This window comes from Anaerostipes butyraticus, from assembly GCF_016586355.1.
In the GTDB taxonomy this organism is placed as follows: Bacteria; Bacillota; Clostridia; order Lachnospirales; family Lachnospiraceae; genus Anaerostipes; species Anaerostipes butyraticus.
The window spans coordinates 21,806-34,055 of sequence record NZ_BLYI01000050.1 but is presented as its reverse complement, the minus strand read 5'-3'; the positions used below and the strand labels follow the sequence as shown (position 1 = coordinate 34,055).

Sequence of the window (12,250 nt, the reverse complement as noted above, 5' to 3'; positions counted from 1 at the left end):
CTTTACTCCATCTGTGACAAAATGGCTTTCGGTTTCATCCGCATGACCGGGATACACGACACCAGCACCGCTATGATAAGCAATCCCGCTCCGGCAGCTCCGACCAGAATAAAATGCTGGGGCGTAACAATGACGTTCTCTGCCGTCTTTCCAAACAGTGTTCCTAGCGTCCCCGCCATTTCCCGGCTTGCCAGATATGCCAGTGGAAATGCCACGATAGCAACCAGGCAGATTTCCAGCATTTGCTGCAATAGGACTGCGTACTTTTCAATCCCCACTGCCAGCAGGATCCCGATTTCCCGTTTGCGGCTTCGGATAGACATGGAAAGGATCAGGATGATCAGTACCATGCTTACCACGGTAATCATTACAATCAGTGTTGTAACCAAAGTGCTGGTATCCGAGAGAGAGCTGGAAATACGCTCATATACTTCGTTGTTCACCGTGATGTAGTAGGAGTTCCAGTCGATGGAAGTGCTGTTCTGGACTTCCTGAACAATGCCCTCCAGCTTCGCCGCATCGGAAACGAAGAAATCTACGGATGTAATCCCATTCCCTTCGCTTGCCGTATAGGGTGCAGAGATAGCGGACATGGTATCCATATCCACAAAGATATATTCCTCATAATCATAAAAGGTCGAGGGCCTTGCCATCGTTGCCTGTTCGTCATTATCATCCGCAATGACCTCAAACAAACCCGCAATCTGGCACTCTACCAGAGGATCATCCGGATTTCCATTTTTTACTTCCAGCGTATCGCCAATAGACAGTCCATATTTATCAGCAAGCCCTTCGTACAAAATGATTCCACCATTGCCATCCGTCACATGGCGGCCTTCTGTCAGACGCAGGGCTCCACTAAGAAACAGCGGAGAATACTCCGAATCAAAGCAACCCGTTCCATAAAAGAGGTCTGCTACATATTCTCGTTCATCTGTCCCTTTCATCAAAGTATCTTGATGATAGAGATTTACGATTGTCCAATGGGAAGTGTTATAGGCTTCCACACCGTCAATCGCAGCAATCTCCTGAATCATCTCGTCCGTGACAGGCTGTAAGGTATAGCCATTGTTGGCATTGACAGTAAAACTGGCACCTGTCACGCCTCGCAGCTCCTCCGACTGCTCCTCCTGTGCATCTGCAATCGCCAGCCCCGACAACACCAACGTCGTAATAAAGAGAAGCAGGCAGAAAAGCAGCAACGTCTTTTTCCATTTCCGAGCTGTATATAAAAATGCCCGTATTCCTAAATTCATCCTGCGCCTCCTTTACTCCATCTGTGATAAGATCTGTCTCGGTTTCAAACGCATCGCCGGAATCCCAGACAGCAGCACTGCCATGATCAGCAGGATACACCCTGCAATAGTCACCAACATAAAATGCTCTGGCGTGACAATCACATTTTCTGCCGTTTTCCCAAACAGTGTTCCCAGGGCACCCGCAACCTGCCGACTGCATATATAAGCCAGAGGGAAGGCTGGTACAGCGATCAGCAATGTTTCCAGCAGGTACTGCAGAACGACTGCCGGTTTTGCAATTCCCACTGCCAATAAAATTCCAGTCTCTCTTTTACGGCTTCTGACAGACATGAAAAGGATAAGCGTGATCAACACCATACTTACAACTGTAATCACGATGATCAGCGTGGTGATTAAGGTGCCTGTGTCAGAGAGAGCGCTGGAAATGTTCTGGTATACTTCATCATTGGACGTGATGGCATAGTTATTCCAGTTAATTGAGGATATGTTCTGCACATCTTTGATCACATTATCTAACTGGGCGGCATCCGCAACATAGAAATAGGCTTCGGAAATCCCATCACCGTCCTCTCCCCAGCCCTTTATTAATCCTTCCGCAGCCTCCATGCTACAGAATACATAGCTGGAATAATCGTAATAAGAGGAGTCATCATACATATTCACTTGGTCCTCTTTATCAGCCACCACATCAAAGATGCCTACGATTTCCATATCCACTGCAGGCGTGTTGTTCTCCGGGTAATAGATTCCAGTCAGTGTATCTCCAACCTTCAATCCATTCCACTCCGCCAGCTCTTTGCTGATCATGATGCCATTTGACATGTCATCTGTGATATGGGTTCCTTCCACCAGTTCAAACCGCCCGGACAAGAACAACTCATGATACTGTGAGTTGTAGGAACCATAGTTATAAAAACCGTAATTTTCGTGTTCCAGAGATTCCCCGTCGGCATTAAAGATCTGTGGCAATGTAATCAGGGAAGCGTCATATCCCTGGATGCCGTCCACCGAGGCAATCTCCCGGATCATGTCCTCGGTCATAAATTCCTGTGTGCTGTAAGAACCGCCGCTTCCGCTTGACCAGCCCCCTGTAGATATATCCCTCTGGACGGTAAAGCTGGCTCCGGTGGTTCCCCGGACTTCCTCTGTCTGCTCTTCCTGTGCGTCTGCAATAGCAAGCCCTGACAATACCAGGGTACTGATTGATAAAATCAGGCAGAATACCAACAGCGTCTTTTTCCATTTCCGGGCCGTGTATAAAAGCGCCCGTAATCCTAAGTTCATATCGCCTGCACCTCCTTAACTCATCTGCGACAAGATACTCTTGGGTTTCATCTTCATAATGGGATAGGCCGCCAGTGCAGTAGAGGCCACACAAAGTGCCATGCCAAAAGCCCACACCATAGCGTAATCTTCTCCTGAAACAGCCACCTCAATCTCGGCAAGGTTCAAATCCTCGGCGGGTTCTCCCGCAGTTTCATGTTCCCCTGTCAGATCGACCGTTTCATAGGTTTCGCTTGTTACCTGTGAGAGCAGGCTGCTCCCGATCTGGTGGGAAATGACGGTGCTGGTGCCAAAGGAGATTACAAGGGCGATGGCCGCCACAAGAACCACCTCCAGCAGATACTGCAACAAAACCGAGCCTTTTGAGATTCCCATCGCCAGATAGATACCGGTTTCATGGATGCGTCCCCTCAGCCGCAGCGTCAGGAATAGTGCCAGCACCAGGAAACAGATCACAGATACCACCGCAATGGCGATAAACACGATATTCTGCAGCCCTTCAAGGGACTCCTTTGCGTTCTGGTAGTCATTGTCATAGCGTGTGAGCGTACAATCCTCCCATGCTACGCCTGGAATTTCCTTTACCTCATCCATAATGCGCTCAAGCTCATCCGGATCATCCACATAAAAATCCCCATACTGTACACTTGCTCCGTCTTCTGTTCCATAGAGCAGGCTGGCGGCTGTGGACAGGTCTGTAAATACAATATTGTCGTAGAGGTCATAGGACGGTGCAATGCCGATAGAGTCTTGTTCTTTGGTGTTGGTAAAGATCCCTGCCACCGTTACCGGAATGGTACGATTCTTCCCCTCCACATCCTTCAGCAGCATCGTATCCCCTACACTCAGCCCGTTTCTCTGTGCAAATTTCTCATGGATCAGCACCTGGTTTCCGCCTTCCGTGGTAATCGGTTCGCCCTGTGTCAGTTCAAACCCGCCTTCCGTAAAGTAGCTGTCATCCTGTGAGTTTGAATTTGCCACAATCTTTCCAGCGTGTTCATAGCCTTCCGGTATTTGGGCAGCCTCTTCTGTGTTGATTTCAAGAGGATTCCCCTCTGCATCACAATATTCAGCGTAGGAGTAAGAACGGAGCGTGTACCTGCCGCTCAGTCCGTCAATCCCCAGGATCTGCTCCCGTACCTCCTCTGTGATCCCGCCCTCCAGCTGTTTTCCATTGATTGTGAAATATCCTAGAAGAGCCTTTTTAATATTGGCATTGGCCGTTTCTGTGGCAGACTGGATGGAAAAACAGGTCAGCATCAGCGTGGCCATGACCAGAAGGAACGCAAGCAGCGTAAGAGTCTTTCCTTTCTTCCGTATGGAATAGAGGAAAGCCCGTTTACACAAATTCATTTTTCTTTCACCTCATTTCTTATGTTGTTCTGTTGTCCATGTGTAAGTGAACATTCTAAGGATACATAAGGAAGGTGGAGTTCAGGTGGAGTTGAGATGTTCTTTTGGTGGAGTTGTTTCTAAAAGAAAAAACTGGAGGTTTTCGCAAAGGAAGACCTCCAGACTATTATGTATAGGATAATACTGACTGGATAAGAGTTGTACCTTCTCCAATCTCAGATTTTCTCGCTTGCCAACTTATAAATTACCTGTTCCAGAATCATACCTACATTCTTTGCCAAAGCCATTCTATATCAGGAAATAGCAAATGCAGAATGAAGCCTGCAACAACAAAGACTCCTATAAGGAGAATGATATAACATGATATTTTTACTAATTTCTTAACTTTTGCTTTGCCGTTCTCTACATCTAAATAAATAGAGTTCACTTTCTCATCGGTAAAACTTTTCTCTCTGACATCCTGAACATCTATATCTTTCACTAATTCATCTAATGTCATATCGAAATAGTCACTTAGCATGACGAGCCGTTGGAAATCCGGATAAGATTGACCTGCTTCCCATTTGGAAATGGTCTGCCTCGAAACTTGGAGTTCCATACCTAACTGTTCTTGAGACAGCCCCTTCTTCTTTCTGATAGATAAAAGTTTTTCATTGAATTTCATTTCTTCAAAAATCCTCCTTGTGTTCGGTGTCCAAATTATATATTGAGAAGCTGTATAAGGGCAAGCAATAACTGTTGGCAATTTGTCAACTGCGCTTACCATAAGGTTTTTATCTGATTTGTAAACCCATTAAAGCACCCAACACATCCAGATGTAAACTGTCGGTTTGTTGTAACCAAACTATCATAACAACTGAAAAACTGACATTCTATTTATTTTGATTTTCCACAATATCTCCTCTGCTAATATGAGGACTATTATGAGATATGCTGTGATTTCTAATTTTCTCAAACCATATCGGTAGACTGGCTGATAAAAGAAAACTTTTCCCTTGCTGTACTTGGAAATGTATATGTGGTTCACTTGTATTTCCGCTATTACCGCAACGAGCTATCTGCTGTCCTCGATAAACTTTATCTCCTACTTTCACACAAAAGCTGTCCTTTTTTATATGAGCTATGGTGCTGTATTCATGCTCTGAATGTTGAATGATTATATAATTCCCCCGCACATCAGAAGCATGGCAGTCAACCTCCTCTTTCTCAGGAATTGGTGTATCTTCAAAAAGATTTTTTATTTCTATGACAATGCCATCCGCAGCTGCTAAGACAGTTTTCCCGTAACAAAAATAATCTGTCACATTTTTTCCATTGCCTGAAAAGGTTGAACCATTCTTTTGGATATAGAAGTCATAAGCATACCTCTGATTGCAAATACTCCATGAATGTGAGGTTTCTTTATTATTCCCGCCATTAGCGACAGTCCAACATTCTAAAAAGGGAAGACTATAATGAACCTCCGGCATATAAGTATCTACATTAGGTAATCGAAACATATTTCGTATATAAATGAACGGTATTCCAATCAGCATACCTAAGTTCTGTAATAAAAATTTTAATTCATTTATCGTTTCATCTGTACTTTCTGTTCGTAAAACAATAATCAATGACAAAATAAAATCTATTATGGCAAGCAGAAAAAATAAATAGAATAATTCCAGAATTGGAATATCAAAAACACTTCCGGCAATACCAATCAAGCCTAACCAATATAGTTTTTTTATGATTTTAACGACAGTTTCTATGCCAATCTTATTTTTTTGCATATAAAATCCCTTAACAATTTTCAGAATAATCAAGAGTTTCTTTTATTTGCTGCACACTTCAGCTACTGATTTTCTTGATTATATCATGACCGGTCATACTATAACAATCTGAAAAGCGCTGTAAACCGCACGCCATTTTCCGTGTTCTCCATACTATAGGAAATCCCGTGGTGGTCCAGGATCGTTTTTGTGATATACAGCCCCAGACCGCTTCCCCCGCTGTTCCGGTTCCGGGATTTGTCCACCCGGTAGAATGGTGTAAAGAGCTGCTCTAAATCCTCCTGTTCAATGTGTATCCCGCTGTTCTCCACAGACAGAACGCCATCCTGCAAGGTCACAGTGACTACGGCTCCACGGGGCGAATAGGCAACCGCATTATCCAGCACATTGGCGAACACCTTTTCCATAAGCCGTGCGTCTCCCTCATAATGAAAATCCGGCTGGATATCCTGGCGCAGCTCCATTTCCTTATCCTCTATCCGTCCCATGACTTTGCGACAGGCTTTCTGCAGCATCCGGCTGATATCCAGGTCCGTGCGTTCCAACTTGAAATCGCTGCCGCCCATCCTGGCTGCGGATAGGATGTCTTTAACGATCCGCTCCATGTCATTGACGGTTTTCATACAGTGCCGCAGGTAAGTATCCCGGTCTTTGTATTCCCCAACCTGGTAGATCATTCCCTCCAGTTCCCCCTTGATAATGGCTATGGGCGTCTTCAGTTCATGGGAAACAGCGGTAAAGAAGTCAATCCTCTGTTTTTCCTGTTCACGCTCCCGTTCAATATCTTTCTGCAGCTGCTCGTTTGCGTCCTGAAGGCTGACAAGTGCATTGTTCAGGCGCTCCGACATCTCATTTAAGCTGTCCGCAAGAACACCGATCTCATCCCTTTGCTTTACCTCGCACTTCCAGGTCATATCCAGGCTGGTCATCCGCTTTGCCACACTGCAGATATGGATCAGTGGCCTGGAGAAATATCTGGAGCAGACCAGCGCCGCAAGAACAGAAATCAGCAGGATCACCACCGCAATCAGCGGGATGAGTTTTAAAAGGATTTCATAGGACTGGGATACCGCAACAAGGGAAATATCAGCAGAAACCTGGTACGTCTGCCATCCTTCCTGAAAGGTAGCAGAACAGGTCATGGTTCTGTCTGTCTCTTCCCAATTTTCCGGATCTGCATAATTTACAGAGAACACATCGCTTCCATCCGTGTCGGTGATCCGCACCGTAGCATTATTTTTCATGGAAAATGCCAGGATCTCCTCCGAGCCTGCTTCCCAGCCACTCCGTTCCAGAGTCTCCATCAGCCTGTAGAAGTCGGAAGTTGCCTGGCTTTCCAGTTCCGTCTGGTAATTTTTCGGCAGGAAGACCATTACCACAGCATAAATGATGACACAGCAGGCCAGCAGCAATGCCAGCATACTCAGAAAGGTCTTCGCCTGGATACTTTCACTGATTTTCTTTTTCAATTTTATATCCCACTCCTCTGATTGTCTCGATATAATCCACGCCCAGTTTCTTACGGATATTCTTGATATGCGTATTCACGATCTTCTGATCGCCATAATACTCATATCCCCACACGCTGTCCAGAAGACTCTCCCTGGAAAACACTTTTCCCGGATTTTCCAAAAGCAGCTTCAGGATTTCAAACTCCCGGCTGGTAAGGGATACCTCATCCGTTCCTACCAGCACCTCATAATTTTCCCCATCCAGTGTGATCTCTTTATACCGGATCACAGATGGTTCCTCCTCGTTTCCCTGTTCCGTCCGCCGCAGCACCGCCTCAATCCGGCGCAGGACAAGAGGCATGGAAAAGGGCTTGATGATATAATCATCCGCAAGGACATCAAATCCCTTCATCTGGCTGGCGTCATCATCCCGTGCCGTCAGCATGATGATCGGCGTCCGGCTTTCTTTCCGCAGGATCTCGCAGACTGCAAATCCGTCAATCTTCGGCAGCATCAGATCCAGCAGCACCAGGTCCGGATTGCATCTCCGGAATGTCTCAATCCCTTCCAGACCGTCACCGGCACTATATACTGTATATCCTTCATCCTCCAGGAACGCACGGACAATGTTCTGGATAGCGATTTCATCTTCTATAATCAAAATTGTCTTTGCCATAACAGCACCTCCGCTATTTGGACAACAGTGTATCATACAAAGATGGAGTTTTGGTGGAGTTCCCCGATTTTTCATACGGATTTTAAACTTTTCATAGTTTTCCATTTTCTACGGAAAAATCCCAGGAGATTACTCCCCTGGGACATCCACAAATTTGTATCCGACTCCCCACACAGTCTGGATATATTCTTTTGTTGTTACCTCCCGCAGCTTCTGGCGGATATTCCTGATGATACAGAACACAGCACTGCTTACATCCACAGGTTCCTCCTTCCAGACAGCCTGGTAGATCTGCTCTTTCGTGAAAACTCTTCCTGGCTGACTGGCGAGATAAACAAACGTCTGAAATTCATACGTTTCCGTAAGCGGAAGTACCTTCCCCTGATAAGAAACCTGATGTTGGACAGGATCAATACAAAGACCGGAATACTGAAGAACCTCATCACTCTCTGTCGCTGGCTTCTCTGTATCGAATCTTGCCAGGAGCTGCTCTGTCACTTTTCCAGCCGGATCCGTGGTGCGGAGGATGATTTCAATTTGCTCCATTCTATACATCCTTTTCCAATGAAGATACTATAGAAAAGTAACACCTGACTCACTTTCATTTGTATTAACTATTGTATTTATTCAACACGAAGCCATTCTACAGTACTTTTTTTACAGATACTTTTGTAAAAAATCAGCGGAATACCAATGGCATTGAGCATCGCCAATTCTTTCTGTCGAGTTAGGATCCCTGTTACTATTAGATTGATATAATTCAAAATACCAATAACCACCCATACACTCACCTACATTAAATCTTTCTTTTCTACTCCCACAACAGATAGAAAAGCAAAAATTAGTGAAATAATTGTCAGGATTAGAGGAAATATCACATTGTTTGCCATTGTAAAATCGCCAATGTTTGCTTGTGTTAATATAATCAGCAGGAAAGAGGAAATAATCGTTGCTTTTGAGGACTTCATTGCCAAGCCTATAAATAGGGCAATAAAGCTCATGGTAATGATAGAAATAGATTTCACAATAAGCTGTACATAAAATCCAAGACTTGCCATATTGTAGTCAATCGGGAATGACGATACCATGAACCGAGAACCAAGCAAAATGCTTCCATAAAGCAAGAGCTTTGTAAGAACTAACGCTACAAAGCAGAAAATCCAGACAGACAGCATTTGCGAAATCATTATTTTTTGTCGCTTAACAGGATAGGAAAACATCAGTGCCATCGTTTTGTCTTTATAGGCACTAACGATAAATGAGGAAAGCATGACGCTGGTAAATACCAAAAATGACATGCTTGTAAATAGCTCAATCGGAGAGGAAATTGTCCCGTTTCCCGGAGCTGCGTCCGGTACGCCGGTATCAGGATCATTTGCGATTCCAAGATAAGCAAGTGCAAACATAAACAGACAGAGAATAACTGCCAGAATAACTGCGTTTCTGATGTATTTCCCGATATTATTCTTTTTCCATTCTAATTTAATCAGTTTCAGCATTACTGTTTCACCTCCGCAGTCATTTTGAGAAAATAATCTTCCAGAGTTTCAGATTGTTTACCAAGTGCAGTTACTTCAACATCATTTAACGCCATAGCTTTTGACAGTTCCTGCGTTGAAATATGTTGATCGTAAATACGAATTTTATTGTTCTCAATAATCTTAAAATTGCTAAGGCCAAGTTTCTCGCTTAGTACATAGGCAGCCTTTTTGGGATTCGCTACTGTCAGTTCAATATAGGCAAGGCTCATTTTCTCAATTTCTTTCATACCGATTTCATTTATCATCATTCCATGATTGATTACACCAATTGTATCGGCAATGCTTTCAATTTCCGAGAGAATATGACTGGACACCATAATGGTTATCCCATATTCTTCACAAAGCGTTTTCAGCAGGTCACGGATTTGTTTCATGCCTGCCGGGTCAAGCCCGTTTGTTGGTTCATCAAGAATAAGCAGTTCCGGTTTACAAAGGATAGCACGGGCTATGCCAAGTCGTTCTTTCATTCCAAGAGAATAATTTTTGACTGGTTTTTGGGCTGCGTCTGTTAAGTCCAACATATCAAGAGCGTTTTCAATACTGCCATGCTTATAATACCCCATGTATTCACAATGCAATCTTAAATTTTCATATCCGGTCATGTGATTGTAAAAGGTTGGAAATTCAATAATGCTTCCCATTCTTTTTAGCACTTCATAAGACTGTGGAGTAAGTATTTCTCCAAAAATCTCAATGCTGCCGTTTGTTGGTTTCCAGAGGTTTGTGATCATCTTCATCACGGTTGTTTTTCCTGCACCATTTGGGCCAAGAAAACCATAGATTTCGCCTTTTTTTATGTGGAGACTAACTCTATTTACAAGGTCTTTTCCGCCAATGGTTTTGGTAAGGTTATTTGTCTGTAAGATATATGGCATTTTCTGTTGCCTCCTTTCTAAATACCATTGTAGCGGCTCGGATTTTCAAAACTCTTGAATAAGTATTACAAATTTCTTTCGTGCTACATTAGAATGATATTTTTTTCAGCCGTACCGTAAAAGTGGTTTTTTCATGAGGAATACTTTCTAGAGTAATAGTTCCACCAAGACGCTGGGCTAAATTTTGAGCGATTGTCAGTCCAAGACCGTTCCCCTGTATATTGCGGTTGCGTGAATCCTCCATTGTAAATAACCTGTCAAATATACTGTCTGCAAAGGCTTTATCAATTCCTTTCCCTTTGTCCGTTACATCAACATACACGTTCCGGTCATCATCCCGCAAAGAAATTCCAAGATATTTTCCATCAGCCCCATAACGGATTACATTAGAAATCAAATTGAACAGAATACGCTGTAAGGCTTCTTTATTCCCTTGTATATAAATAGGTGTTTCTGGCATATCGACTTTAACATAGAATTTCTTGTTTGAAAGTAGTTCGTAAAAATCTAATACACTTTCTCGACAGATCTCACAAATATCTACTCTGGAAAGTTCTATATCCATATCGCCAGATTCTATTTTGGAGAGTGTAAAAAACTGATTGATTAATTCCATAACACTCTGGGCTTTGCGCTCCACTTTTTTCAACATTTCACCAGAAGGTGTTTCGCTTAATTGCATGATTTCTAAATATCCCAAGATAACCGTCATTGGCGTTTTAATGTCATGGGAAATATTCGATAACATCTTTTTTGAAGTGATTTCTGAACGGCGATAGTCTGCTTTGATCTTTAAATACTTTTCTAGTAAAGCATTTATTTGTGCAGCCAGTTCCATGAGGTCTTTATTTTCTGTAAAAACCGTGATTTGTTCGTCACTATCTTTTTCTATGATTTCTTTGAGTTTGTCGCTGATTGCCCGCAGTTTAGCCTGTGTTCCTGTTCGGAAAGCAAATTGTTGATAAAGTATAACGCAAACTAAAATCCCTACACAAATAGTTAAAAAAAAGATAATCGTTGCTTCGCTCATAGATTTTCTCCCAATTTATATCCAAACCCCCAGACGGTAATAATATATCTAGGATTACGAGTATCTTCTTCGATTTTATTTCTAAGACGGCTTATATGAACATTGACAGCATTTTCATCACCTAGATAAGCGTCATTCCATACAAGAGAATATATCTGCTCTTTTGTATAAACTTTTTTTGGATTTTGCATAAGCAGTTTTAATATTTCAAATTCTTTCGCGGTTAGTTCAACTCGATTTCCATTTTTTGTAAGCGTATAATCTGATAAATTCATTACCAATTTCCCAGAAATTAGTATTTGTGGCGTATCAACTGCCGCATTATCGTATTGATTTCTTCTACGAATATTTGCCTTAATTCGGGCTAATACCTCTGCAACGGAAAAGGGTTTTGTAATATAGTCGTCAGCTCCTAAACTCAATCCTAAAGTTTTATCTGTTTCAGTATCTTTGGCAGACACTATAATAATAGGAACCACACTGTTTTTTCTAATATGTTGCATTACATCCATTCCACTGATTTTTGGTATCATTAAATCAAGCAGAACCAAACTAAAATCTGTACTATCAAAATAATTACAAGCCTCCTGTCCGTCTATCGCACATATCACTTCATAATTTTCTGCCGTCAAATAACTTTTCAGCATTTCACTGATTTCCAAATCATCTTCAATTAATAAAATTTTATCATTCATAATTTAAGTTCTCCTTTTTACATATTTACAAACACTTCTGTTTTAGCATTAACCTATAACGAACCATTTCTCTATTTTCCATATGCCTTGATTATATCACAGCACTTCTTGATCTACACTCTGAATTCTCTTTTTTAGTTGTATGCATCAAACATAATATTCCTATTAGTACACCACTATAAATAAACTTACAACAATTTGAATCCACTATATTTTGTGCTTCCATAATCTTGTATTTGAGTTTTTGTGTCATCCCGAAATGAGAGTCTGGGCAATTCATTCAGGGAATATGCTGTTAAATTTAGAATATGAGCATA

12 protein-coding genes are annotated in these 12,250 nt (G+C 42.5%); all 12 read right to left on the bottom strand.

Going from position 1 to position 12,250, the window contains the following annotated elements; genetic code table 11:
- Positions 1-2 precede the first annotated feature (2 nt).
- Positions 3-1,256: an ABC transporter permease gene (locus tag JMF81_RS12525; RefSeq protein WP_201311790.1), complete on the bottom strand. Its 1,254-nt coding sequence runs from the start codon at positions 1,254-1,256 to the stop codon at positions 3-5.
- A 12-nt stretch (positions 1,257-1,268) separates the two neighbouring features.
- A complete protein-coding gene (locus JMF81_RS12520; protein ID WP_201311789.1) occupies positions 1,269-2,543 on the bottom strand; it encodes an ABC transporter permease in 1,275 nt (424 codons plus the stop codon).
- 15 nt (positions 2,544-2,558) lie between these two features.
- The gene (locus JMF81_RS12515; RefSeq protein ID WP_201311788.1) at positions 2,559-3,896 is read right to left on the bottom strand and encodes an ABC transporter permease; all 1,338 of its coding nucleotides are present in this window, start codon (positions 3,894-3,896) and stop codon (positions 2,559-2,561) included.
- Between the two features lie 265 nt (positions 3,897-4,161).
- A complete protein-coding gene (locus tag JMF81_RS12510) occupies positions 4,162-4,560 on the bottom strand; it encodes a helix-turn-helix domain-containing protein (protein ID WP_201311787.1) in 399 nt (132 codons plus the stop codon).
- 208 nt (positions 4,561-4,768) lie between these two features.
- Complete coding sequence (locus tag JMF81_RS12505) at positions 4,769-5,665, bottom strand: M23 family metallopeptidase (protein WP_087317331.1); 897 nt, start codon at positions 5,663-5,665, stop codon at positions 4,769-4,771.
- A gap of 98 nt (positions 5,666-5,763) precedes the next feature.
- On the bottom strand, positions 5,764-7,134 hold the full coding sequence (locus JMF81_RS12500) for a sensor histidine kinase (RefSeq protein WP_201311786.1): 1,371 nt from the start codon (positions 7,132-7,134) through the stop codon (positions 5,764-5,766).
- Positions 7,115-7,792: a response regulator transcription factor gene (locus tag JMF81_RS12495; RefSeq protein WP_201311785.1), complete on the bottom strand. Its 678-nt coding sequence runs from the start codon at positions 7,790-7,792 to the stop codon at positions 7,115-7,117. The genes JMF81_RS12500 and JMF81_RS12495 overlap by 20 nt, the downstream gene beginning before the upstream one ends.
- A gap of 129 nt (positions 7,793-7,921) precedes the next feature.
- The gene (locus JMF81_RS12490; RefSeq protein ID WP_201311784.1) at positions 7,922-8,338 is read right to left on the bottom strand and encodes a winged helix-turn-helix domain-containing protein; all 417 of its coding nucleotides are present in this window, start codon (positions 8,336-8,338) and stop codon (positions 7,922-7,924) included.
- Positions 8,339-8,583: 245 nt separating this feature from the next.
- Entirely contained in the window at positions 8,584-9,291 is a 708-nt protein-coding gene (locus tag JMF81_RS12485; RefSeq protein ID WP_201311783.1) for an ABC transporter permease, read from the bottom strand.
- The gene (locus tag JMF81_RS12480) at positions 9,291-10,208 is read right to left on the bottom strand and encodes an ABC transporter ATP-binding protein (RefSeq protein WP_201311782.1); all 918 of its coding nucleotides are present in this window, start codon (positions 10,206-10,208) and stop codon (positions 9,291-9,293) included. The genes JMF81_RS12485 and JMF81_RS12480 overlap by 1 nt, the downstream gene beginning before the upstream one ends.
- An 88-nt stretch (positions 10,209-10,296) precedes the next feature.
- Positions 10,297-11,238: a sensor histidine kinase gene (locus JMF81_RS12475; protein WP_201311781.1), complete on the bottom strand. Its 942-nt coding sequence runs from the start codon at positions 11,236-11,238 to the stop codon at positions 10,297-10,299.
- Complete coding sequence (locus JMF81_RS12470) at positions 11,235-11,933, bottom strand: response regulator transcription factor (protein WP_201311780.1); 699 nt, start codon at positions 11,931-11,933, stop codon at positions 11,235-11,237. Before JMF81_RS12470 ends, JMF81_RS12475 begins: the two co-directional genes overlap by 4 nt.
- Positions 11,934-12,250 lie beyond the last annotated feature (317 nt).